24 protein-coding genes are annotated in these 24665 nt (G+C 55.9%); 12 read left to right on the forward strand and 12 right to left on the reverse strand.

Annotation, left to right across the window (positions count from 1 at the left end):
* The first annotated feature begins 1 nt into the window (after position 1).
* The gene (infB, locus tag AC2FLB_RS17340) at positions 2-2479 is read left to right on the forward strand and encodes a translation initiation factor IF-2 (protein ID WP_496709745.1); all 2478 of its coding nucleotides are present in this window, start codon (positions 2-4) and stop codon (positions 2477-2479) included.
* Between the two features lie 469 nt (positions 2480-2948).
* On the opposite strand, the gene AC2FLB_RS17345 is transcribed toward infB, so the two are convergent.
* Positions 2949-3647, reverse strand: coding sequence for a hypothetical protein (locus tag AC2FLB_RS17345; RefSeq protein WP_496703755.1), 699 nt, complete (start codon positions 3645-3647; stop codon positions 2949-2951).
* Positions 3648-4082: 435 nt separating this feature from the next.
* Positions 4083-4928 carry a LysR family transcriptional regulator gene (locus AC2FLB_RS17350; RefSeq protein ID WP_496703754.1) on the reverse strand — a complete coding sequence of 282 codons (846 nt, stop codon included), beginning with the start codon at positions 4926-4928 and terminating at the stop codon, positions 4083-4085.
* 86 nt (positions 4929-5014) lie between these two features.
* On the opposite strand from AC2FLB_RS17350, the gene AC2FLB_RS17355 reads away from it, so the two are divergent.
* The 4 genes from AC2FLB_RS17355 (at position 5015) to AC2FLB_RS17370 (ending at position 8365) form a co-directional block, all read left to right on the forward strand.
* Positions 5015-5482 carry a c-type cytochrome gene (locus AC2FLB_RS17355; protein WP_281973609.1) on the forward strand — a complete coding sequence of 156 codons (468 nt, stop codon included), beginning with the start codon at positions 5015-5017 and terminating at the stop codon, positions 5480-5482.
* 13 nt (positions 5483-5495) lie between these two features.
* Positions 5496-6404 carry a c-type cytochrome gene (locus tag AC2FLB_RS17360; protein WP_496692730.1) on the forward strand — a complete coding sequence of 303 codons (909 nt, stop codon included), beginning with the start codon at positions 5496-5498 and terminating at the stop codon, positions 6402-6404.
* Positions 6405-6631: 227 nt separating this feature from the next.
* Entirely contained in the window at positions 6632-7450 is an 819-nt protein-coding gene (locus AC2FLB_RS17365) for a cation diffusion facilitator family transporter (protein ID WP_496709746.1), read from the forward strand.
* A 159-nt stretch (positions 7451-7609) separates the two neighbouring features.
* Complete coding sequence (locus AC2FLB_RS17370; RefSeq protein ID WP_496709747.1) at positions 7610-8365, forward strand: hypothetical protein; 756 nt, start codon at positions 7610-7612, stop codon at positions 8363-8365.
* Between the two features lie 74 nt (positions 8366-8439).
* Here the strand turns inward: AC2FLB_RS17370 and AC2FLB_RS17375 are convergent, their stop codons facing one another.
* The 3 genes from AC2FLB_RS17375 to AC2FLB_RS17385 form a co-directional block, all read right to left on the reverse strand.
* On the reverse strand, positions 8440-9087 hold the full coding sequence (locus AC2FLB_RS17375; protein WP_496709748.1) for a response regulator: 648 nt from the start codon (positions 9085-9087) through the stop codon (positions 8440-8442).
* Positions 9084-10487 carry a sensor histidine kinase gene (locus AC2FLB_RS17380; protein ID WP_142635991.1) on the reverse strand — a complete coding sequence of 468 codons (1404 nt, stop codon included), beginning with the start codon at positions 10485-10487 and terminating at the stop codon, positions 9084-9086. Before AC2FLB_RS17380 ends, AC2FLB_RS17375 begins: the two co-directional genes overlap by 4 nt.
* A gap of 103 nt (positions 10488-10590) precedes the next feature.
* Positions 10591-10989: a MerR family transcriptional regulator gene (locus tag AC2FLB_RS17385; RefSeq protein ID WP_281973603.1), complete on the reverse strand. Its 399-nt coding sequence runs from the start codon at positions 10987-10989 to the stop codon at positions 10591-10593.
* Positions 10990-11088: 99 nt separating this feature from the next.
* On the opposite strand from AC2FLB_RS17385, the gene AC2FLB_RS17390 reads away from it, so the two are divergent.
* Positions 11089-11412 carry a hypothetical protein gene (locus AC2FLB_RS17390; protein ID WP_496692734.1) on the forward strand — a complete coding sequence of 108 codons (324 nt, stop codon included), beginning with the start codon at positions 11089-11091 and terminating at the stop codon, positions 11410-11412.
* Between the two features lie 4 nt (positions 11413-11416).
* Positions 11417-11635: a GDCCVxC domain-containing (seleno)protein gene (locus tag AC2FLB_RS17395; RefSeq protein ID WP_496690570.1), complete on the forward strand. Its 219-nt coding sequence runs from the start codon at positions 11417-11419 to the stop codon at positions 11633-11635.
* 365 nt (positions 11636-12000) lie between these two features.
* Here AC2FLB_RS17395 and AC2FLB_RS17400 read toward each other — a convergent pair whose 3' ends face one another.
* From AC2FLB_RS17400 to AC2FLB_RS17420, 5 genes are all read right to left on the reverse strand, one after another.
* The gene (locus AC2FLB_RS17400) at positions 12001-12828 is read right to left on the reverse strand and encodes an alpha/beta hydrolase (protein WP_496709749.1); all 828 of its coding nucleotides are present in this window, start codon (positions 12826-12828) and stop codon (positions 12001-12003) included.
* Between the two features lie 3 nt (positions 12829-12831).
* Positions 12832-13713: a tryptophan 2,3-dioxygenase gene (locus AC2FLB_RS17405; RefSeq protein WP_142638241.1), complete on the reverse strand. Its 882-nt coding sequence runs from the start codon at positions 13711-13713 to the stop codon at positions 12832-12834.
* Between the two features lie 63 nt (positions 13714-13776).
* Entirely contained in the window at positions 13777-14805 is a 1029-nt protein-coding gene (gene tdh, locus AC2FLB_RS17410) for an L-threonine 3-dehydrogenase (protein ID WP_496709755.1), read from the reverse strand.
* Positions 14806-14819: 14 nt separating this feature from the next.
* Positions 14820-16004, reverse strand: coding sequence for a glycine C-acetyltransferase (locus AC2FLB_RS17415; protein ID WP_496709750.1), 1185 nt, complete (start codon positions 16002-16004; stop codon positions 14820-14822).
* A 110-nt stretch (positions 16005-16114) separates the two neighbouring features.
* A complete protein-coding gene (locus AC2FLB_RS17420; protein ID WP_271950762.1) occupies positions 16115-16678 on the reverse strand; it encodes a helix-turn-helix domain-containing protein in 564 nt (187 codons plus the stop codon).
* A gap of 118 nt (positions 16679-16796) precedes the next feature.
* On the opposite strand from AC2FLB_RS17420, the gene AC2FLB_RS17425 reads away from it, so the two are divergent.
* A complete protein-coding gene (locus AC2FLB_RS17425; protein ID WP_496709751.1) occupies positions 16797-17972 on the forward strand; it encodes an acetyl-CoA C-acyltransferase family protein in 1176 nt (391 codons plus the stop codon).
* 97 nt (positions 17973-18069) lie between these two features.
* Here AC2FLB_RS17425 and ubiB read toward each other — a convergent pair whose 3' ends face one another.
* The gene (ubiB, locus tag AC2FLB_RS17430; RefSeq protein WP_282022492.1) at positions 18070-19599 is read right to left on the reverse strand and encodes a 2-polyprenylphenol 6-hydroxylase; all 1530 of its coding nucleotides are present in this window, start codon (positions 19597-19599) and stop codon (positions 18070-18072) included.
* A complete protein-coding gene (ubiE, locus tag AC2FLB_RS17435) occupies positions 19599-20351 on the reverse strand; it encodes a bifunctional demethylmenaquinone methyltransferase/2-methoxy-6-polyprenyl-1,4-benzoquinol methylase UbiE (protein WP_496709752.1) in 753 nt (250 codons plus the stop codon). The genes ubiB and ubiE overlap by 1 nt, the downstream gene beginning before the upstream one ends.
* An 86-nt stretch (positions 20352-20437) precedes the next feature.
* Between ubiE and mutM the strand changes: the two genes are divergently transcribed.
* The 4 genes from mutM to dnaA all read left to right on the forward strand — a co-directional run bounded on the left by mutM (position 20438) and on the right by dnaA (position 24558).
* Positions 20438-21289 (forward strand): bifunctional DNA-formamidopyrimidine glycosylase/DNA-(apurinic or apyrimidinic site) lyase, encoded by an 852-nt coding sequence (gene mutM / locus AC2FLB_RS17440; RefSeq protein WP_496692737.1) that lies wholly within the window; start codon positions 20438-20440, stop codon positions 21287-21289.
* 65 nt (positions 21290-21354) lie between these two features.
* Complete coding sequence (gene acuK / locus AC2FLB_RS17445) at positions 21355-22131, forward strand: acryloyl-CoA hydratase (RefSeq protein WP_142638228.1); 777 nt, start codon at positions 21355-21357, stop codon at positions 22129-22131.
* Positions 22132-22359: 228 nt separating this feature from the next.
* Positions 22360-22623, forward strand: a complete 264-nt coding sequence (rpsT, locus tag AC2FLB_RS17450; RefSeq protein ID WP_281973595.1) for a 30S ribosomal protein S20 — start codon at positions 22360-22362, stop codon at positions 22621-22623.
* A gap of 549 nt (positions 22624-23172) precedes the next feature.
* The gene (gene dnaA, locus AC2FLB_RS17455; RefSeq protein ID WP_142638224.1) at positions 23173-24558 is read left to right on the forward strand and encodes a chromosomal replication initiator protein DnaA; all 1386 of its coding nucleotides are present in this window, start codon (positions 23173-23175) and stop codon (positions 24556-24558) included.
* The last annotated feature ends 107 nt before the right edge of the window (positions 24559-24665 follow it).

The raw sequence follows: 24665 nt of genomic DNA on the forward strand, positions 1-24665 counted from the left end.
TATGAGCGATAGTGACGGCAAAAAGACATTGGGTCTTCGTGGCGGGGCGCGCCCCGGAAATGTGAAACAAAGTTTCAGCCACGGACGTACCAAGAATGTCGTGGTGGAAACCAAACGCAAACGCGTGGTGGTCCCCAAGCCGGGTGCGGCCAAAACCGGTGGTGGAGCTACGCCATCAGGTGATCCGTCGCGTCGTCCAGCCGGGATTTCCGACGTGGAAATGGCGCGCCGGATGAAGGCGCTGCAGGCTGCCAAGGCGCGTGAGGTCGAAGAGGCCGCCGAGCGTCAGGCCGCTGAAAAAGCGCGCGAGGAAGAGCGTGCCCGTCGCCGTGCGGAACTAGAGGCCAAAGAGCGCGAACAGCGCGAGGCCGAAGAACGCGCGCGCGCCAAGGCCGAAGAGGAAGAACGCAAGCGCAAAGAGGCTGAAGATGCCGCTAAGCGTGTCGCGGCGACCCCGACTCCTGAAGAGCCAAAAGCCGCCCGCAGCCCGGCCAGCAAGCCTGCGCCCGCAGCAACGCCACGCAAGCAGGATCGCGAGCGTGAACAGCGCGGCACGCGCACCAAGGGCCGTGACGATAACCGCCGTTCAGGCAAGCTGACTCTGGGTCAGGCGACCGGTGGTGAAGGCAACCGCCAGCGTTCGATGGCAGCCATGAAGCGTAAGCAAGAGCGCGCGCGTCAGAAAGCCATGGGCGGCGCGGTCGAGCGGGAAAAGGTTATCCGTGACGTACAGCTGCCCGAGGCGATTGTCGTGTCCGAGCTGGCCAACCGTATGGCCGAGCGTGTAGCGGACGTTGTCAAATCGCTGATGAACATGGGCATGATGGTCACGCAGAACCAGACCATTGACGCTGATACTGCGGAACTGATCATCGAAGAATTTGGCCACAAGGTCACGCGCGTCTCGGCCTCTGACGTCGAGGACGTCATCAAAGAGATCGAAGACAGCGAAGGCGATCTGCAGTCGCGTCCGCCGGTCATTACCATCATGGGTCACGTTGACCACGGTAAGACCTCGTTGCTGGACGCGATCCGCGACGCTCGCGTTGTGGCGGGTGAGGCCGGGGGTATTACCCAGCATATTGGCGCTTATCAGGTGAAAACCGATGGCGGCACAACGCTGTCTTTCCTGGATACGCCGGGCCACGCGGCCTTTACCTCGATGCGTTCGCGCGGGGCACAGGTCACGGATATCGTGGTTCTGGTTGTTGCTGCGGATGACGCGGTGATGCCGCAGACGATCGAGGCGATCAACCACGCCAAAGCGGCGGGTGTCCCGATGATCGTTGCGATCAACAAGGTCGACAAGCCGGATGCGAACCCGGACAAGGTTCGCACCGATCTGCTGCAGCACGAAGTCATCGTTGAGAAAATGTCGGGTGAGGTTCAGGACGTCGAAGTGTCCGCCATCACCGGTCAGGGTCTGGATGAGCTGCTGGAAGCCATCGCGTTGCAATCCGAAATTCTTGAGTTGAAAGCCAACCCGAATCGCGCCGCCCAGGGTGCCGTGATCGAGGCGCAGCTGGATGTGGGCCGTGGACCTGTTGCTACCGTTCTGGTTCAAACCGGTACATTGCGTCAGGGCGATATTTTTGTTGTGGGTGAGCAATACGGTAAAGTCCGTGCGCTGATCAACGACAAGGGCGAACGCGTTAAAGAGGCAGGCCCCTCGGTTCCGGTTGAGGTTCTGGGTCTGAATGGCACGCCTGAGGCCGGGGACGTTCTGAACGTGACCGAGACTGAAGCGCAGGCGCGTGAAATCGCCGCCTACCGTGAACAGGCCGCCAAGGACAAACGCGCCGCCGCCGGTGCCGCAACCACCCTTGAACAGCTGATGCAGAAGGCAAAGGAAGACGAAAACGTCACCGAACTGCCAATTCTGATGAAAGCGGACGTGCAAGGTTCTGCCGAAGCCATCGTTCAGGCGATGGAGAAGATCGGCAACGAAGAAGTGCGCGTGCGGGTGCTGCATTCAGGCGTCGGCGCGATCACCGAAACGGATGTCGGCTTGGCGGAGGCGTCCGGAGCCCCGATCTTGGGCTTCAACGTGCGTGCCAATGCTTCAGCCCGGAACACCGCGAACCAAAAGGGCGTGGAAATCCGCTACTACTCGGTGATCTACGATCTGGTCGACGACGTAAAAGCCGCCGCATCAGGCCTGTTGAGCGCCGAGATCCGCGAAAAGTTCATCGGTTATGCCGAGATCCGCGAAGTCTTCAAGGTTACAGGCGTTGGCAAGGTTGCTGGCTGTCTGGTTACAGAAGGCGTGGCGCGTCGTTCCGCAGGTGTCCGCCTGCTGCGCGACAACGTGGTGATCCACGAAGGCACGCTGAAAACGCTGAAGCGCTTCAAGGACGAAGTGGCCGAGGTTCAGTCGGGTCAGGAATGCGGTATGGCATTCGAGAACTATGACGATATCCGCGCCGGCGACGTCATCGAAATCTTCGAGCGCGAAGAGGTCACCCGGACACTGGATTGATCCGGACAGAACTGAAATTCGGAAAACAGCGGCTCTACCGGGCCGCTGTTTTTCTTTTCGAGAGCTGCCGTGAGCCTTTGACTTTATGCGCGAGTTTGTTTGAAGTTAATCATCAAGTCGCACCGGGTAGCCTTGGTTCAAGAGGCAAAGTAAATCTAGGTTGGTGTCGGCTATGCGGACAAAGCAGCCTTATGCAACCGCTGCTATTGCTGACGCAGCATCGGTGAGCAGCTGCTGCACGCGCATCGCTGCGGTGCAATTTATTTCGTCAAACCGGCCATTCAAGGCAAGGTCATAGTCCGAATTTCGAACGGAGCTTTCGGTGTATCCAGATTGGACAATCTGGACGCATGAAACAGCGCTCATTGCTTACTATGGCGACAACGAGCGCTTCCAGAATGCGCCCCTAAAAATTGACCTGGTGAATACTAGCGGCAATGCGGGTGGCACACGCACCAGCGCTGTCTGATCAGTCCGTTGAGAAGCAATAAAACAGACCCGCCCCGCCAGAACGTGGCAGATGTTCTTCTCCACAACCACGCGAGCCGTGCGACGAGTTCCAAGACACCATGTTTCGCGCATCATTGAGACCCACACGGTCATGATGTCCGACAATCGCGGACCCGTTTTCACTATTCGAAGTCCAGTTGCTGCATGTCGTATCGCCACCTGCCGTCGAGAAATGTCCGGCAGAATCGGAGCCGGTCAAAATGTCATGTTTGTTCGGCTGACTACCACGCCCATTTACAGGGTTACCGTTTTCATCGAGTGCGGTCAGAATACTAATGTTCACGCTGTCGCTGTGTAGGTCTTCTACATTGTTGGCGATGAGTTCTCCCTTGGCATTGTACCATGGACCCGCCCCGATTCGGTCGCGTGCCGAAATACCGTTGGTTATTGTCATCGGGTCGGTGCTGCGATCAATGGACATTGACGTGCTCAGATAGGCCGAAAAAGTTTTGGAAGAACCGACCGCAGAAGCAAGTGCATTACAATGAGCATCGGCGCCGTCGAGGCCGCCTAGATTGGCACCGTCTCCTTTGCCTACACTAGTGATGAAGAACGACATCTCTTCGCCTGCCGATTGTGCCTGAACGATTGCCGCGAAACAGCAGATTACGAGTGCAGCAACCCCATGGACAGCTGTTCTGTTGGTGAACTTCGACATGTGATTCTCCCTTCTTGCTGTGTGATCTCCGATGCTAGCCGTATGCATTGCTTGGGTCCACGATTAGCGCACAGGGATTAGAGAACATGACAGTTCAGCCTTCGAAACATATCTTGACGGAATATTGGTCGGCACATACGTTATGGCCGACTTTCGTCACCATTGCGGCAAACCCAAAATGGGGTTCGCACGAAACTTTCGCCGCGAGTATTGCGAACGCCCGGTCTGACAGACGTACTCCACCACCGTGCTGTGATCAATTGCCTCAGATGCTGGACAAAGCAGCTTTCCGACTTGATCGCGGCAATGTCCGTAGTCAGCCCAAAGCCGCTATCGCGTTGAATGCCTTGCATCGGAAAGTCGGCCTTTGAAACACTGAACTCGTAATGCTGCTCTGCAAATAATGCGACTGCTTACAACTGTTTTTGGGTGATTTCAGTTGGCTAGAGCTTTGGCTATGCGTTCAACCAAGGCCCGTTGCACGAGAGCAAACCTTGGTGTCTGCGCGATTTCCTCTAGTGTTGCGACCCAGAGCGGAACTTCGATTTGGGGATTCATGCCGTGCGATCTATGAAGGCGGGGGTCAGCATCGCCGATGAATTCTGGTAAAAATGTCTTGCCCGCTCCGGAAGCGGCCATCTGCTGAAGCACCAAAAAACTGTCTGCTCCGTTGGTAGTTTGTTCGGTTTTCGCGTTTTCTGCTAGCCACTTGGCAGGCCGAGAGCGGCTCAACGCGCCGTCAAGCCTCATCCATTTACGATTTGGGGAACCATCATCATAGACCCCAAACGACAATGTACCTGATCGTTCTCCGACCAGGCCGTCCTCAAGTTTAATCGATGGGCGCACAGCGATATCCGCAGTCAGCCGGGATAGATCACGGTGGCTGTTGCTACTCAACAAAGTCAGTTCCAACCCTGGGTACTCTTTGGAAATTTCATTCAAAATCTGAGGCAATACCATCTGGCAAAGACTGTCAGTGGACGTGATGCGAACGTGACCAACAGGAGAGCGGTTCGCGCCTACGATTGCCCTCTCTACTGAAAGCACCGCATCTTCAACGTTTTCCATAGCCGAGAGAATTGTTCTGGCCTCAGGCAGCGCGGAATATCCAGAAGAGCTCTTCCGAAAAATCGCACAGCCACTTCTCTGTTCAAAGGCAACCACTCTGCGCAGGACTGTCGCATGCGTTACCCGCAAAGCTTCCGCCGCCGAGTTCAGCGAACCGAATCTATCAACGGCAAGCACATATCGAATGTCATCCCAATTATCGTTGTTCATAAATTAACAGGAGGCGGCGAATAACAAACAATTACAAGTAAATTCGTTCAAGCTAACATTCGAAGTATTGAACAGGGAGAGACATCATGATGAAGAAATTCTCAATTTTGGCGGCAGGCATTTTGTCTGTAGCGGCCATTGGCGCAGCCATCGCCCATGAAAGCGAAAATCCGGCTGTGAAAGCTCGGACCTCAATCATGCAGCTCTATTCCTTCAATCTTGGTACACTTGGCGGCATGGCCAAAGGCGAGGTGGGCTATGATGCCGAGGCCGCAACACGGGCTGCAAACAACCTTGTTGTACTAACGCAGATCGACCAATCCGCGATGTGGCCCGCAGGATCCGACAATGTATCCGATCCGTCCACCCGAGCGCTGCCTGCGATCTGGGAAAACTTCGCTGACGTTGGTGCGAAAGGGCAGGCTATGGCAGATGCCGCTGTTGCGATGCAGGCTGCGGCAGGGCAAGATGTTGATGCCCTGAAAGCGGCTATGGGCGATCTGGGTGGAAGCTGTTCGGCATGTCACAAAGCGTACAGAGCGCCAAAAGATTAATTGGTAGATAGCTGTGAAGCGGTTTTTCCTTTTCACCGCTTTCGTCGCACTCTTGGTTGGGTTGGCAGGTTTGGTGCTGACCCGACCACAAAGAACGGATCAATCTAAACTCGACGGTTTGCATCCGGATCTCACCAGAGGCGAAATCGTGTTCCACGCCTCAGGATGCGCATCTTGTCATTCAGCGCCGGATGCGGTTGGTGAGGACAAGCTCATGCTCTCCGGTGGTCGCCGGTTTGAGACGGAATTCGGCACGTTCATTGCCCCCAACATTTCCAGTGACCCAGAAGTTGGTATTGGGTCCTGGTCTGCCCTGGATCTGGCCAATGCCTTGATCCATGGGACCGGACCCGAAGGGCAGCACTATTTTCCAGCGTTTCCCTATACATCTTACGCCAACATTACGGCCGAAGATGTTATTTCGCTCCTTGCATTCCTCAGAACCCTGCCAGCGTCCAAAGCCGAAAGCGTTTCTCATGAAGTCGGTTTTCCTTTCAATGTTCGTCGTGGATTGGGGGGATGGAAACTGTTGTTCATGACACCAGGCTGGGTAGTCGAAGGTGATTTGACCGACCAACAAAGACATGGCAGGTATTTAGTGGAGGCGTTGGGTCACTGCGCCGAATGCCATACGCCGCGAAATGGCTTAGGTGGTCTGAAACGAGACCTTTGGTTGACAGGTGCACCAAATCCAAACGGGAAGGGTCGCGTCCCGGGCCTTACCTCAGACCAGCTTGATTGGTCCGAGGCCGACATTTCCGAGTACCTCAAATCTGGCTTTACACCGGACTATGACAGCGCTGGTGGTGAGATGGTGGAGGTCATCGAGAACACATCTCGCCTCACCGATGAGGACCGTTTGGCGATTGCCGCCTATCTCAAGGCGGTTCCTGTTTCGTCGGCGGTGCTTCCATCAGAGTAACAGTCGTTTGGCGCCATGCAGGGGGACCAGATGCTGTCGTCGATCGCCGGTAGGAAGCCGCAGGGCCTATTCCCTTTTCACCAACCACCTGTTTTACGTTTTGAACGTCGGAGCTCAGCAATATCCCGAGATTCTGTTCATGATTGATTGAGCGTTGTGGTCAAATGAAACAAATAATCGCTCTTTAATCCATTCCAATATCCATTGCGGTACTGGCTCTGAAACTGTTGGCTTGGTGGCTGACAGGCTCGGTGGCGTTGTTGTCGGACGCAATGGAATCTACCGTGAATGTCGTTGCGGCGTTGCTGGCACACTTTGCGGTTCGGGTTGCCAATAAACCCCCTGATGAAAACCAACCCTTTTGTCACAAAAAAGCTGGGTATCTTTCCGCTGTCGTCGAGGGCGTATTGATTGTTCTGGCGGCGTTCTTGATCATCAGAGAAGCTGTACTGGCACACCCAAACCCGCATCTTGAGGATGCGCCTCTTTTTGGAATCGCCGTCAGTGTCATTGCAACGGGCGTGAATGGCGCATGGGCTTACCTATTGCTCAAAATCGGCAGTCGCGAGGGTTCGCCTGCATTGGAGGCGAGCTCCCGGCACATTTTCACAGATGTCATGACCTCAGTTGGTGTCATCGCAGGTCTGATACTTGCACTTGTCACCGGCTGGCTGATCCTCGATCCGATCCTGGCAATTCTTGTTGCACTGAACATCTTGTGGGAGGGCTGGAAAGTTATTCGGGCGTCTGTCGATGGACTGATTGATGTGACCCTTTCGGATCATGACTTGCAGACTGTTACTAATGCAATCGAAGCAAATCTCGGCGCAGCCTTGGAGTACCACGACCTCAAAGGGCGTAGATCCGCAAACGTCATCTTTGTGGAGTTTCATCTTGTTGTGGACGGCACAATGCCAGTCAGCGCGGCGCATGATATATGCAATGACATCAAGGAAGAATTGGATCGTTTGTATCCGGGTTCTGTCTTTGTCATTCACCTCGAACCTGATGACGAGCTGAAGGGTGACCGGGTTAGTTCCCGCTAAACTGGTCACATGGCTCAGCAAAAACTCCATTGGTTTGACTGATCTGACTAAGACGTTCGGCTTGAAATTCGTCAGACCTAAGCCCGATGTGGGGAAGCCGAACCAGAAGTAACCTGCCTCCAACGTCACGAAGCGTGATGCTCAAAATTGGAGGCGAAAATGAAAATTCAAAGAAAGCTGGGTCAACTTCTTAGTACCGCGGCGTTGGCTTCGTTGATCGCGGCAACACCTTATGTGCCAGCGTTTGATGCCGATGGTCGCCTACATTTTGAACCATCATATGCCTTTGCCAAGAGCGGCAGGGGAAGCGACGGGGATGGTCGCGATGATGATCGGGATGACGACAGAGATGATGACCGCGACGACGACCGGGATGATGATCGTGACGACAATTCGGGATCAGGCAAAGGTGGTCGCGACGATGATGATGACGACGATGACGACTCCAAACGCTCCAATAAGGGCAGCGGAAAGAAGGATCGGTCTCAAGCAGGTGGTAAACCCTTGGGTTCGGCCGGTGTAACAAAGGTCGAAACAAACGCTAACGGCATTGAAGTGCGTTACGCCGACGGAACCAAGGAGGAGATCGAAAACGGGCGGTATGAGAGAAAGAATGCTCAGAACCGAACTGTTGAGGAGCGCCCTGCGACCGGTGCTGACGTCTCAAGGCTTCGGTCTTTGGCGAATGGTATCTCAATCGACAACGTGCTCTCTTCTGGGCAAGGCGGCACTGCTGGAAGTCGACCTACGAAAATTGAACGCCAGGGCAACAATATCGAAGTGAACTATGCCAATGGTTGGAAAGAGGAGATCGAGTTTGGGCGCTACGAGCTGAAAGATCCGTACAACCGGACTGTTGTTGAGAGAAACGCAACGGCTTCCGATCGCCGAAGGTTGCAGTCGGTTGCCAACTGAGCTGCAACTCCAGTAGATAACCCGTTGGTGGCTTCTTGTAGAGGGGGCCGCCATCTTCGTACTAGAGACCGCTGTTAGTCTCCCTTGTTCCAAACATCATGGGCAATGAGCGCGGCCTCTACCCGGTTTCGCGCGTGAAGCTTGGACAGTATTGCCGTCATGTAGTGCTTCACGGTCTTTTCCTGAAGGTCTAACTCGTCAGCGATTTCACGATTACTCAGTCCTTTGGCTACACGTCGAAGTATTTCTTCCTCACGATGCGTAAGGTCATCGAGAATGCTGCTGTTCTTAGAGGTGCCGGTGTCAGCGTTGATTTGAAGCAGTACCCGCGAGGCCAAGCCCGGAGAAACGAACCCTTCACCTGCGGCGATGCTGCTTAAGGAAGCGGTCAATTCGCTCGCGGTTACTCCCTTCACGATGTACCCTATCGCGCCCGCCTCCAACGCGTCCGCGACGTCGCTGCTGTTCTCTGAGACCGTCAAGATTGCAATGAAAGGCGGATTTTCCATTGCCGCAATTTTACGTGTTGCGCTTATCCCGCCACCGGGCATCGAGAGGTCAAGAATGGCTATGTCCGGCTGATGCGTGACGACCAGCGATACTGCATCTTCAGCGCTGGACCCGGCAGCCAAAACTTCAAAACCATCAGCTTCATCCAGCGTGCGTTGCAAACCATCCCTGAATATCGGGTGATCATCAGCTATTACGACAGATGTAGTCATGATGTGCCTAACTTTCTGGGAAAGAGTGTCATAGAAACGGTGGTGCCCTCACCCGGTCTCGATGCGACTTCGAACCTGCCGCCAATACTCTCGACCCGATCCCGCAAGCCCATAAGCCCCTGGCCACCATCGTCTCGCAACGCGGTTTCTTCTGACCTGTCAAAACCAGGCCCGTCGTCTTTGACCTTTATAACTATGCGGTCGTTCTGCGCCTCAGAGATAACGGTGCACTTGGAAGCTGGAGCATATCTCGCGGCATTGGAAAGCGTCTCCTGAAGGAACCGAAAAACGCACAGCTTGTCGGACAATGACAACTCTGGGGCCTGGCTACCCAAAAGTGAAATATCCGGTCGCAACGGGCTGTGTTCGACGTGATCCTCTACGGCTCTCTTCACAACATCGACGAGTGACAAGCTGTCGATATCTGGCGCAGAAAGCCCTCGCGATATTGCACGAATTTCAGCCAGAGATTTTTGCAAAGACTGCTGAATTTCCTCTGCCTCTTTAGAACTTTCGGACTCTTTGGAAAACGCCGCCTCCAGTCTAAGGGCGGCGAGCGACAGGTATTGCGCAGGACCATCATGTAGCTCGGCACCGAGATTTTTGAGGAACCGATCTGTTTGCGTGGCATATCTTTCTGACGCATCTACTACACGCGACCGCAGCCGGGCATTCTGCTCGGCCATCCTCTCACTTTCTGTCAGGCGCTGTTTAAGAAGAGCCCCCTGTCGTCGAATAGTTTTGTCGCCAATTGCGACAATGGAATACAGAACAATAGTACTTGCCAGAAATGCGGAACCGACGACCAACCAACTTGTTCGCCTGGCCTTGGCTAAATCTAACTCAAGCTGATCAGCTCTTTCGTAGAACTCCGCAACTGCGATGATTTCGCCGGACCAAAGTTCGCGGATGGGGCTGTAAACTTCAAGTAGTGGTATCCCCAAAGCCGCCTCGGCGGCGCTCTCGGCATGATCAAGCTCTTTGAAAGAACCGGAGATGTCACCGCTCCACGCCCGCCTTAAGTCATCCGTTGGATTGAAACGGTTTCCAATGATGTCTGTATCAGAGGCATGTACAATCACACCGCCTTGCTTCCAGAATTTGTAGGAGACAATGCGGTCACGCATTGGCTGGGTCATGAAAATCTCGTCCAGCGCCAGGCTCGCCTGCTCAGAAAGATGGTTGCCATGTGCCAATTCCTGGCTGAGCGGGGATACTACGCTTTCCATATATAGCGCAGCGGAATTGGCGGAGTTTTGCACGACTGCGTTCTGGATTCGATTTGACACCCAGACCCCGACGATTGCGGTAGCAGTACCCATCACGAAAATGCTGGCCGCAAGAAAGACTCGCGACAGCGACCAATTGCCAATCGTCAGGTCAGTTACTTTCGCTCTCATCGTGAAATCGACTATGAACTACAATCTGTTATCGCACCACAGACCTTGGTCTGACGTGATCTGGCTAAATCTCAGATCCTGCGCTTCCGTCCAGTGGCCAGAGTCAGATATCGTCCATCGTTCTCAGTCTTTGCAGCATCGGGCATTGAACGTTTCCGCTATCACAATTGGCCGTAAGCTCACTCAAGGCGTGCTCCAGGCGTCTGAGCTCACTAATCTTGCTTTGAACGCTGGCAATGTGTGCCTCGGCCAGTTCTTTCACTGATCGGCAGTCTTCGGCACTTCCTTCTGACAGCTCCAAAAGCGCCTTTGCGTCAGATAGAGGAAACCCCAGGTCACGGCACTTCTTCAAAAATCGAAGTCTTCCAACATCGCTTGCCGAATAGAGGCGACGATTGTTCAGAGCTCGTGCGGGTCTTGGTACGATACCTTCGCGTTCGTAATAGCGGATAGTTTCTATGCCGACCCCGCATTGCCGGGAAGCCTCGCCTATCGCAATCATGTGAAGTGCCTCCACTTGATCCTGTAGTTACTACAGGAGTTATACGCATTGAATGCTAGTGCCTCAACACAATCAAATCGCCTACCCAGGGAGCGAAAGATGAAAAAATATTTGACCCTCAGCTACCTGGGATCGGTTTCCGCTCTGGGGGTCGCGACATGCTGTGTTCTTCCAATGGCCATGATGTTGCTCGGCTTGGGTGGCAGTTGGTTGGCGATATTCGGAAAAATAGCGGCAGCAAGCTACTATGTTCTCGCCATCTCAACAGTGCTGGTCGCAGTTTCGTGGTTCGTAGCGCATCGAAACGGGACGTTGGCAAATCTGAAATGGTGGCTTGTCGGAAACACGGCGACTACCGCGTTGGCATGGGTCATCGTGTTCAATGAGGCTCAAATCAACGATTATCTAATCATGCAGATGTGAGACAATGACAAAACAAACTGTGGTGCTGGATAGCACTTTGACCTGCCCTCGGTGTGGGCACGTTGAAACCGAGAAAATGCCAACTGACTCGTGCCAGTGGTTTTATGAATGCAAATCATGCAAGGCAGTCTTGAAACCGTTAGAAGGCGATTGCTGTGTTTTTTGTTCCTACGCAACTGTCCCGTGCCCGCCAATTCAGTCAGGTGACTGCTGTTGTGGATAAGCGGGCCGCAACCGCAACATCAAAGAAAGGTTTTGATTGTCCGCATTGGCTCGTCGGCCAAAGTTTGCAAAGTCTGGTTTCTGCGCATCGCGACCATCAAACTCGCACAACTCTGCGCCATGGCTAACGGTAGCAAAGTCCGCGTCTCGCGAATTGCCTGACAAAACCTCGCTGCGCCCGGCACCAATAGCCGCTCTTTACGCCGCACTGCCGTGTTCAAGATGATGCCCGCGCAGCAAGAAAATCAAATTCACAGATTGGGGCTCAAATCGGACACTTGCGGTACCGCCACAAATGCAGGGATATGGCGACTTGCTCAGTGCATGACGCAAAGGTCAGAATATTCTATCGCCCAGCACCTATGATTACCGAGGAGTCGGCAGGAACGTGCTTGCGTGCATGATGATGTCGAAATGCTGCATCCCTTTCTGCAGATCAAAACTGACAGAATGCCCGCCTTTACGCAGCAATTCCGCATAGTCCCGGCTTTGACGAATGAATTCGGGTGTGTCGCGCTCGGCGACGATTATATGGTAACGCGGACCGGGGGCGGGCAGGTGCAGAATGGGTGAGAGATCGTGTATTTCGACCGGGGTCAGTTGCAGCGGGTCATTCACCGGCGTCAGGCTGATCGGTTCAAGATCATAGACGCCGCTAATCAGAATCACCTCTCGTACCCGCAAGCCGGCGCGGGCTAGCGCATCGGCTGAAGTCGCCATCATCATGGCCGCCAGATGTGCCCCGGCGCTGTGCCCCGACAAGGTGATCTGCGCCGGATCGAACCCAAGGGCCGTCGCCTGTGATCCCAGCCAAAGCAGGGCATCGCGGCACTCTTTGATCATCTGATCCAGTCGGGCCTCAGGTGCGAGCGTATAGTTCAGCGTTGCAAAGGCTTGCCCGTTTTCCACCAGTGTAGGGGCCATCATCGCCGACTCACGCTGACTGAGCGCCTGCCAGTAACCTCCGTGAATAAAGACATGCAGCGGAGCGTTGGCCGTCGACGCAGGAAAGAAGTCGAGCACCTGTTCAGATGTTTCGCCGAAGGGCAGGTTTTCCCGGCATTCCATCCGGGCGCGGTTCTGCGCACTCAGCGCGGCGTAGCTTTCAAGATAGGGTGTCAGATCGCCGCCAACCATCGAACTGGGAGAATACTCCTGCTCCAGCTCTGTCTGAGTGAAACCACGATACAGCATCGCCTACTCCTGCCCGCTATACATCAATTCGGTGCGCACATCGTAGAGATCGTGAAAGAACCGCAAGTCCAGCGCTTTGCGCAGGAACGACACACCGCTGGACCCGCCTGTACCTGGCTGGTTGCCAATAACTCTCTCGACCGCTGTGACATGGTCAAACCGCCAGCGCTGGAACAGAGATTCAACGTCCATCAGCTTTTCGGCCAGCGCATAGAGGTCCCAATACTGATCGGTATTGTGAAACACCTGAGCCCAGATTTTCACCACGCGCGGGTCGCCGGAATATGGTTGTGCAAAGTCACGGTTCAGCAGGTCATCAGGCACGTCAAACCCTTGCCGGGCCAGCATGTGCAGCACTTCGTCGTAAAGCGAAGGCTTGGTCAGTGCGGCATCCAATAATTCCATGACTTCGGGATCATGCTGGTGAACCTTCAGGGTCGAGGCATCCTTGTTGCCCAGAATGAATTCAATCTGACGATAGCCATAGCTTTGAAATCCCGAGGAGCTGCCAAGTGCTTGCCGAAAGGTCATGTAATCGGCGGGGGTCATGGTCAGAAGCGTTTCCCACGCGGAAATCAACTGCCGCTGGATTGCTTTGACCCGGTCGAGATTCTTCATTGCCGGGCCAAATTCGTCCTCTTGCAGAAAGCGGCGCACTTCGACCAGCTGGTGATGCATCAGCTTCAGCCACAGCTCGCTGACCTGATGGATGATGATGAACAGCATCTCATCTGGTTGCGCGGGATCCTGAAACGTCTTTTGCAGATTCAGTAGGGTTTTGAGCTGCAGGAAATCGCCATAGCTCTTGCGGTGGGTTTCGGCGAAATCCGTGACCAGAGTGTCCTCGATCCCGCGTTCAAGATACCGGTTGTCCTTGTCGCTCATCTGCGCCTCCAAACACCTGAGTTCCCTCCTGTTTAGGGGGTGAAGCCGTTTAACGCCAGAGGGTTAGGTCCAATCCAGAACAACCTTGCCGGATCGACCTGATTTCATCTCGCCAAAGCCCTTGGCGAATTCATCAACCTTGAAACGGTGCGTGATCACTCGGCTGACATCCAAACCGTTCTGTAACATGGCAATCATCTTATACCAGGTCTCGAACATCTCGCGCCCATAGACACCTTTGATGGTGATGGCCTTGAATACGATGCGGGACCAGTCCACGGGGGATTTTCCAGGTGGGATGCCCAGCAGAGCGATCTTGCCGCCCATCACCAGTGCCTCGACCATCTGGTCCAGTGCAATTTGTGAGCCTGACATCTCTAGCCCGACGTCAAAACCCTGCTGCATGCCCAGTTCGGCGATCACGTCCTGCAATTCTTCCTTGGTCACATCGACAGGGCGCAATGTTGGCACGACATGCGCAGCCAGCGTCAAGCGGTCCGGATTGATATCGGTGATCACCACATGCCGCGCGCCTGCATGGCGGGCCACGGCGGCGGCCATGATGCCGATGGGGCCTGCACCGGTGATCAGCACATCCTCACCCAGCAGATCAAAGCTGAGTGCGGTGTGCACGGCATTCCCCAACGGGTCGAGAATGGCTCCGATTTCGTCGGGAATGTCATCGGGCAGGGGCACCACGTTGAAGGCAGGTAGTTTCAGGTATTGCGCAAAGGCACCCTGTTCGTTGACGCCGATTCCGCGCGTGCCGGGATCCAGATGGAACTTGCCAGCGCGGCTTTGGCGGCTGTCGGTTGTGATCAGGTGCCCCTCGCCGGAGCAGCGCTGGCCGATCTCAAGCCCGGTCACGTTGCGCCCGATCTCAACGATTTCACCGGCAAATTCATGGCCGGTGATCATCGGGGTGGGCACCGTGGCGGCGGCCCAGTCGTCCCAGTTCCAGATGTGGATATCGGTGCCGCAGATGCCGGTCTTGTTGATGCGGATCAGCACTTCATCCGGGCCAATTTCGGGCACCGGGGCCTGGACCATCCACAGACCTTCCCCGGGTTTGGATTTTTCCAGCGCTTTCATCGTGTTGGGTCGCATCAGATGATCCCCAGTTCTTTGCCGACCTTGCCAAAGGCGGCCAATGCACGGTCCAGTTCATCCCGGGTCAGGGCCGCATTCATTTGCGTTCTGATCCGCGCCTGCCCGCGCGGGACGACCGGGAAGAAAAATCCCGAGACATAGACGCCTTCGTCAAAAAGCCGCGATGCCATGTCCTGCGCCAGCTGGGCCTCACCCAGCATTACCGGGATGATCGGGTGTTCACCGGGCAACAGGTCAAAGCCCAAGCCTTCCAGCCCCGCGCGCCAGTATCTGGCGTTGCCGAACAGTTGCGCGCGCAGCATGTCGCCCTCTTCGACCAGACGGATGGCTTCGATCCCGGCAGCAACGATCGAAGGCGGCAGCGAGTTTGAGAACAGATAGGGCCGCGCCCGCTGCCGCAGCAGGTCGATCACCGGCTGCGGCCCGGCGATATAACCGCCGATTGCCCCCCCAAGTGCCTTGCCCAAAGTTCCCGTCAGAATATCCACATCCACATCGAAATGATCCGGCGTACCGGCACCGTTCGGCCCCATAAATCCGGTGGCGTGGCAGTCATCGACCATAACAATGGCATCGTATTGGTCGGCCAGCTCACGGATTTTCGGCAGGTTGGCCAGGTAGCCATCCATCGAAAACACGCCATCGGTGGCGATCATGATATGCCGGGCACCATCCTCGCGCGCCTGTTTCAACCAGGCCTCAAGATCGTTCATGTCGTTGTTCATGTACCGGTATCGCTTGGCCTTGCACAGCCGCACCCCGTCGATGATCGAGGCATGGTTCAGACTGTCCGAGATGATGGCGTCTTCAGACCCTAACAAAGGCTCAAACAGCCCTCCATTGGCATCAAAACAGGCGGCAAACAGGATCGCATCGTCCTTATTCAGGAATTGTGCCAGCTTCTGTTCCAGCTCACGGTGAATGTCCTGTGTGCCACAAATAAACCGGACCGAGGCCATGCCGAACCCTTTGGGCTCCATCGCATCTTTGGCGGCGGCGATCAGTGCCGGATGATCGGCCAGACCCAGATAATTGTTGGCGCACAGATTGATGACCTGCCTGTCGCCCACAGTAATCTCGCCGCCCTGGGGCGAGGTGATCATTCGTTCAAGCTTGTACAGACCCTCCGCTTCGATCTGCACGAGGGTGTCGGTGACATGGGACAGGAATGCATCTGACATGGCGATCTCCGTTCAACTGAGTCGCGTGTCTAACATAACGGATGAAATTCCCAAATAGGGGAATTACAGTATGAAGGAAAAATTTCCGTAAAGGCGGAAATGCGCCGATGTCAGGCGTTTTTGACGATCAGGAACACCCTTGCTGGCTTCTTGGCTGTAATTGAGTGCAGAACGTCCGCCGCGTATCGCGCGGTGTCGCCCTGGTTCAGCTCGCTGACGGCACTGCCCGAGGTGACGCGCACCGCACCTTCAAGTACAGTCAACTGTTCATGAGCGCCGCGTGCGTGTGGTTGGCTGTTCAGCGCGCCATCACTGTCAAAGCGGATATCGTAGACCTCGTGGCCACCGGCCTCTTCGGGCGGGGAGAGGATACGGATGCGGCAATTCTGGCCCATATTGTCGATGCTGGGCACTTCGTCGCTGCGCAGGGTTTCGATCTGATCGGCGTTATTGGCCTCTTCCAGCAGGCCAGCGAAATCCACCTGCAGGGCACGGGTCAGGTTCCACAGGGTCGAGATCGTCGGGCTGCTTTCGCCGCGTTCAATCTGGCTGACCATGGATCGGGACACGCCGCTGAGATTGGCCACAGCTTCCAGCGACAGGCCTTTAGCGCGGCGGGCCTCTTTCAGGCGGGCGGGCAGGCGCGTCAGGATATCGTCTGAATTTTCCGTCATGACGGAATCTCATGCGCGTTTGGTGGCCTCATGTCAATTCCGCTTGTGACGGTACGTCCTATGGGACAGTTCCAATGGCTGGATGCATAGTGCCCGCAAATCCACGAGGAGAAGAGACATGAAAGAAATCGTCATTCTTGATGGTGCGCGCACCGCGATTGGCACATTTGGTGGCGCCTTGGCTTCAACTGCGCCGATTGATCTGGCGACCGTTGTGGCTGAAGCGGCGATGGAGCGATCTGGAGTTGCGCCCGAGCAAATCGGCAATGTGGTGTTTGGTCATGTCATTAATACCGAACCACGCGACATGTACCTGTCACGCGCCGCGGCCAAGCAGGCCGGTATCCCCGTTGAAACGCCCGCGATGAACGTAAACCGTCTGTGCGGGTCCGGTGCGCAGGCGATTGTGTCGGCGGTACAATCCCTGATGCTGGGCGACGCCGAATTCGCTGTGGCTGGTGGCGCCGAAAGCATGTCGCGGAGTCCGTATATCGTGCCACAGGCGCGCTGGGGCGCGAAGATGGGCGATGTCACCTCGATGGATATGATGCTGGGCGCGTTGAACTGCCCGTTTGGCACTGGCCACATGGGCATTACGGCGGAAAACGTTGCTGATGAGCACCAGATCACCCGTGAGCAGATGGATGAATTCGCGATGGCCAGCCAAACCCGTGCGGCGGCTGCGCTGGAGGCGGGGTATTTCCAAAGCCAGATCACGCCGGTTCAGGTCAAGGTCAAGCGCGACATGGTCGATTTCATGGTCGACGAACATCCCAAACAGACATCCGTCGAGGCGCTGGCCGGGCTGCGTCCTGCCTTTCGCAAGGATGGCCGGGTGACGGCGGGCAACGCGTCGGGCATCAACGATGGTGCGGCGGCGATGGTACTGGCCACGGCGGAGGCGGCCGAAAAGGCCGGCTTGAAACCCAAGGCACGCATTCTGGGCTATGGCCACGCAGGCGTACGCCCCGAGGTGATGGGCATTGGTCCGGTTCCTGCGGTGCAAAACCTGATGGCGCGGACGGGCCTGACGCTGGGTGATTTCGATGTGATCGAAAGCAACGAAGCCTTTGCCGCGCAAGCGTTGGCCGTGAACAAAGAGCTGGGCTTGGATGCCGCCAAGGTAAACCCGAATGGCGGGGCGATTGCGCTGGGCCATCCGGTGGGTGCAACCGGTGCGATTATAACGCTGAAAGCCCTGTATGAGCTGGAGCGCACGGGCGGGTCCAAGGGTTTGGTCACCATGTGCATCGGTGGCGGTCAGGGCATTGCCATTGCCTTTGAGCTGCTCTGAAACCGAACCAAGCAGGGGGGCTGTCTGCCCCCCATCGCACCTGTGGCGCAATTCCCCCCGAAGGTATTTTGGCCAGATGAAGCGGGCGGGATTGGGTTTAGCTGAAGCTTGTCAGCAATAGGACGAGGGCCGCGCCGGTAGCGGCTCCAATGGTGGCGGGCAAGGCAACGGACCATAGGCGCGACCGGGTCGGCTCATCCTTTTGGGTTTGGGAAATCAATGCGTTTTCTACCAGTGCTGGAAGCCGCGGACCAAACCGGGCAAGAACCATTGCTGTTTTGCCAAGATCGCGAAGTGCGGCGCGGGGGCCGATGGATTGTTTGATGTAGTCTTCGACCACGGGCCGGGCGACTTCCCAGATGTTCATTTGTGGGTCGAGTGAGCGCGCGACGCCTTCGACCACGACCATTGTACGCTGAAGCAGGATCAGCTCGGTACGGGTTTCCATGCCGAAGCGTTCAGTGACTTCGAACAGATAGCTGAGCAACCGTCCCATTGAGATATGGGTGGCGTTCATTCCAAAGATCGGCTCTCCAACCGCGCGCAAGGCACGGGCAAATTCGTCGACATCCTGGTTGGCGGGGACATATCCGGCCTCGAAATGAACCTCGGCCACGCGCTTGTAGTCGCGGCGGATAAAGCCAAAGAGAATCTCGGCATAGACCCGGCGGGTGTATTCGTCGATATGGCCCATGATGCCATAGTCATAGGCAATGATATCGCTATTTGCCGCGACCTTCAGGTTACCCTGGTGCATGTCAGCGTGGAAATAGCCGTCGCGCAAAGCGTGGAGAAGGAACAGGCGCAGCACGCGTTCGGCCAGATCGCGGCGGTCATGACCAGCTGCATCCAGTGCGCCATTGTCGCCCAGCGGGATGCCATCTGCCCAGCTGAGTGTCATTACCCGACGCGCCGACAGGGACCAGACCACGGGGGGCAACCAGAATCCGGCATCGTCCTTGGTGTTAGCGGCATATTCCGAGGCAGCCGAGCTTTCCAGACGCAAGTCCAGCTCGCCACGCACGACGCCGTCGAAATGTTCGATCACTTCCATCGGGCGCAGGCGGCGCGCGCCGGGGGCGAAGAGTTGCACGATTCGGGCAGCAAAATAGAACGCATCAACATCCTTGCGGAAGGCACGTTCGATCCCCGGCCGCAAAACCTTGACGGCGACATCCTCGCCTGTGCTGACCAACTTGGCCTTATGGACCTGGGCGATTGAGGCGGCCGCAATCGGTTCGCTGAACTCATCGAATATCTCGACGACGGGTTGACCAAGCTCTTTCTCGACCTCGGCCATGGCCTCGGCCTTGGAGAACGGGGGTAGTTTGTCCTGCAGCACGCGTAGCTGTTCGGCCAGTTCGTCTCCAACCACGTCGGGCCGCGTGGACAGAACCTGACCGAATTTTATATAAGCAGGTCCCAGGGCGGTGAGGGCACGGGTGGCTGGGGGCATCGACGGATCGCCTTTGTAACCCAGCCATTGAAAGGGTTTGCCCAGGGTGTGGGCCAGAACTCGCAGGGCACGTGGTGCTTCGAACGCGTCCAGAACGACATTCATGGCACCTGTCCGTTCCAGAGTCGCGCCGGTCCGGATCAAGCGGATGATATTGTGAGGGCCGCGCATCAGATTTTCCAGCCGGAATGCAGCGCGGCAATGCCCATGGTCAGGTTACGGTATTTCGCGTTGTCGAACCCGGCGGTGCGGACCATGTTCAGGAAAGTATCCTGATCCGGGAAATTACGGATCGATTCGACCAGATACTGATAGCTGTCATAATCATTGGCGATCAGTTTCCCCATGCGCGGGATGACATTGAAACTATAGAGGTCATAGAGTTTCTGCAGCCCGTCATTGGGCAACTGGCTGAACTCCAAAACCATCAGGCGGCCGCCGGGTTTCAATACGCGGTAGGCCTCGTTCAATGCCTCTTGCGGACGGGTCACGTTTCGGATGCCGAATGAGATCGTGTAGACGTCAAAGGTGTTATCCTCGAACGGCAGGGCCATCGCATCGCCCACCACCCAGTTCAGACTGTCCGACATCTGATCGGCCTCGGCGCGCTGGCGGCCTTCGACCAGCATCGGCTCGGTCAGGTCCAAAACAGTCGCATGGCCGCTGCCTGCACGTTTGAGGAACCGGAACGAGATATCGCCGGTGCCCCCCGCAACATCCAGCAGGCGCTGACCCGGGCGTGGGGCCAGCCAATCCATCATCGCGTCTTTCCAGACCCGGTGAATGCCCATCGACATGACATCGTTCATCACATCGTATTTTGAGGCGACCGAGTTGAACACGCCCTGCACGCGCCCGGCCTTGTCGGCCTCGCGCACGGTTTCGAACCCGAAATGAGTGGTCTTGTCGCTGTTGTCGGACATTTGCCTTGCCGTTTGTCGAATTTCGCCTCTGTTATAGGGCGATAAGAACCGGGCACAATGCTGCCCTTTGGAATAGGAGCCAGGAAATGCCCGAATTGCCCGAGGTCGAGACAGTAAGACGCGGCCTGTCCCCGGCGATGGAAGGTATCGTGATCGAACAGGCGGATGTGAATCGCCCCGATTTGCGCTGGCCGTTTCCTGACCGGATGGCCGAACGGCTGACCGGCCAGCGGGTTGATCGGTTGCGGCGGCGGTCCAAGTACATTCTAGCTGATCTTAGCAGTGGCGAAACGTTACTGATTCATCTGGGCATGTCCGGGCGGATGACGGTCTCGGGTGATCCGCTGGGCCAATTTGCGCATACCCATCCCATGCCCGAGAAACATGACCATGTGGTGTTTCACATGGCCAATGGTGCTCGGATCACCTTCAATGACCCACGTCGGTTTGGTGCGATGGACCTGCTACCTACTGCAACCGCCGAGCATCATAAGCTGTTATCGGTCCTGGGACCGGAGCCTTTGGGCAATGATTTTCATGAACAGCATCTGATCGAAGCGTTCAAAGGCAAGAACACACCGGTCAAATCAGCGCTGTTGGATCAGGGAATCGTTGCAGGGCTGGGCAATATCTACGTCTGCGAAGCGCTGTATCGGGGTCGAGTGTCGCCACGTCGCAAAGCGGGACAGATTTCTTCAACCCGCGTTGCCGGGTTGGTTCCGATCATCCGTCAAGTGCTGCAGGAGGCGATCGAGGCAGGTGGATCGTCGCTGCGGGATTTCCGGCAAGCCGATGGAGAACTTGGATATTTTCAGCACAGCTTTGATGTCTACGGGCGCGAGGGTGCGCCCTGCCGGACAGGGGGTTGCGGGGCAGAAATCAAGAGAATCACCCAGTCCGGTCGCTCATCCTTCTATTGTGTGCAATGCCAAAGATAGCTTGATCCAAGTTTTTCGCGTGGTAAGGAATCGTACCTGAACGGAACAACCGGAAGCTTTAACTCATGGCTTTTGAGACGATCATCGTCGAAATCGAAGACCACGTCGCCCTCATCAAACTCAACCGCCCCGATGCGATGAATGCGCTGAACACTCAGTTGCTGGGTGAATTGTGCACCGCGTTGGAAGAGGCGGATGGAAACGACAAGGTACGCTGCGTCGTCATCACCGGCTCGGACAAGGCCTTTGCCGCAGGTGCGGACATCAAGGAAATGTCCGAGATGAGCTTTGTTGACGTCTTCACTGTCAACCTGTTTGCCGAGGCCAACGATCGTATCTCGGCCATCCGCAAACCTATCATTGCAGCAGTTGCGGGTTATGCGCTGGGCGGTGGCTGTGAATTGGCGATGCTGTGCGATTTCATCATTGCCGCCGATACTGCCAAGTTTGGCCAGCCTGAAATCAATCTGGGCGTTATTGCAGGGCTGGGCGGCAGCCAACGTCTGACCCGGTTCGTCGGCAAGTCAAAATCGATGGACATGAATCTGACCGGTCGCTTCATGGACGCGGAAGAGGCTGAACGTTCTGGTCTTGTCAGCCGGATTGTACCGGCCAAGAAGTTGATCGAAGAAGCCATTGGCGTGGCCCAGAAAATTGCCGAGAAATCGCAACTGTCGACCATGGCGGCAAAAGAGGCGGTCAACCGCAGCTATGAAGTGCCGTTGAGCGAAGGTATGTTGTTCGAGCGCCGGGTGTTCCATTCGATGTTCGCCACCGAGGACCAGAAAGAAGGCATGGCAGCCTTTCTGGAAAAACGCTCGGCTCAGTTCCGGGACAAGTAAACCGGCCACGAAATATGTATCGAACAGGCGGGCTGAGCCCGCCTTTTTCTTGCCAGCGGTTCAGCAGTGAAGAATCGGCTTGGCAAAGCCTGAAAACTTGTCTATGCACCGCCGCTATACATGCGCGTGCGGCCCGCTTGGCCCGACTCACACTCGTGATTTCTGATCCGGTGCGGATATCCGTGGCGCGCTTACTACATAAACGTACCGAACAAAGGTCAGAGACACATGGCAAATTCGCCCCAGGCAAAAAAACGCGCTCGTCAGAACGAAAAGCGTTTCGCCGTTAACAAAGCGCGTCGTTCGCGTATCCGCACCTATCTGCGCAAAGTAGAAGAAGCAATCGCATCCGGTGACAAGGACGCAGCAACTGCTGCTCTGCGCGCAGCTCAGCCCGAACTGATGCGCGGCGTCACCAAAGGCGTCTTCCACAAGAACACAGCCTCCCGCAAAATGTCCCGTCTGTCGGCCCGCGTTAAATCGCTGGGCTGAGTCTTTATGTGACCTAGGGTCACGTAAGCATGGCTGAACTATTCCGAAGGGCGTCGCATATCGCGGCGCCCTTTTGCTGTTGCCAGAATACCGCGTCTTCACGTTGCCGAGAGATTCTTTCGCACAAAGACCCGAGTCAATATCAGAGTTTCGTTGCCGCAGACGTCGGCCTCTTGTTACCACTGATACAGCGATTCACTCGCTTGGGGGGACAGGCTGTTCCTGCGATTGTACTGACGGGCATCAGAGCGGTCGAGGAACGAATGTTGGCATCCGGATAAACCGGTTTGCTGATCTGCTGAGGGTCTTGGGGTAACCGAGGATCCGAGCCCTGTCTAAAGATAAGATTGCGAAGCGCAGGCCGCTTTTCGGGATATTCAGGTGCTGGATGTCACGAGTTTGGATTGTGCTGACTTTCAGGGACAAACCCGCCAAACTTCTGCGGTTTGGCGCAGGGTATCCTTTTGCGAGTGACATCGTGATCCGGGCGACCGGGGCTTAGTAATAAGGCCGACAGGCCAATAAAGAATGGGATGCGTGAGGCGCTTAATGACACAAGAGAAATGGGGACTACTGCGTAACAAACTGCTCAAGGCGATCGGAAAGAACAACTATACCACCTGGATCGAACCTCTTGAATTCCAAGAGCTGCAGGACGGTGTAGCGGTGTTCTCGGTTCCGACGAACTTTATGGGCAATTATGTGAGCCAGAATTTTGCGGATCTTATCCTGTATGAGATGAACACCGCTGGAGAATCTGTACAGCGCCTCGCGTTCCGAGTGGCAGCGAACTCTCCGGTACGTCCTTCGAACGACGTGGCAACTGCGCCTGCCCGCGTTCAGGAAGCGCAAACGCAGACTTTATCCGCGACCGCGAATGATGCGTTGGAATCCCTGCAGGCGGCGCCGTTGGATTCTCGTTTCACGTTTGACAGCTTTGTGGTCGGCAAACCCAACGAGCTGGCCCATGCCGCCGCGCGTCGTGTGTCCGAAGGTGGCCCCGTGACTTTTAACCCGCTGGTTCTGTATGGCGGTGTCGGCCTGGGTAAAACCCACCTGATGCATGCCATCGCTTGGGAACTAAAGACCAAACATCCCGAATTGAATGTTCTGTACCTGTCGGCGGAACAGTTCATGTACCGCTTTGTGCAGGCGCTGCGGGAACGCCGGATGATGGACTTCAAACACCTGTTCCGTTCGGTCGATGTGCTGATGGTTGATGACGTCCAGTTTATCGCTGGAAAGGATTCGACTCAGGAAGAGTTCTTTCACACCTTCAACGCGCTGGTAGACCAGAACAAACAGATCATAATCTCGGCCGACCGCGCTCCGGGCGAGATCAAGGACCTGGAGGACCGTGTGAAATCACGCCTGCAATGTGGTCTGGTCGTTGATCTGCATCCCACTGATTACGAACTGCGTCTGGGCATCCTGCAAACCAAGGTTCAGCAATACAGCCGCACCTATCCTGACGTGACTATCGTAGATGGTGTGCTGGAATTCCTGGCCCATCGCATCTCGACCAATGTGCGTGTTTTGGAAGGGGCCTTGACCCGGCTATTTGCCTTTGCCTCGCTTGTCGGGCGCGAGATCGACATGGAGCTGACGCAGGATTGCCTGGCGGACGTGCTGCGCGCGTCAGAACGCAAGATTACCGTCGAAGAGATTCAGCGCAAAGTGTCAGAATATTACAATATCCGCCTTAGCGACATTATAGGCCCCAAGCGTTTGCGCTCCTATGCGCGCCCGCGTCAGGTGGCGATGTATCTGTGCAAACAGCTGACCAGCCGCTCTTTGCCCGAGATTGGCCGTCGGTTTGGCGGACGCGATCACACCACGGTCATGCATGGCGTCAAACGCATCGAAGAACTGAAGACAACCGATGGCCAAATCGCCGAAGACGTGGAAATGCTGCGTCGCGCGCTGGAAGCCTGAGTATCTTCTAGGCATTAAACAGGCGCCCCGGATCCTGATAGCCGGGGCGTTTTTTTGTGCGCAATAGTCCACGGTTGGCTATGAACTGTGACCGCAGGGTCACGCGC

The organism is Ruegeria sp. CDSA236 (assembly GCF_059611285.1).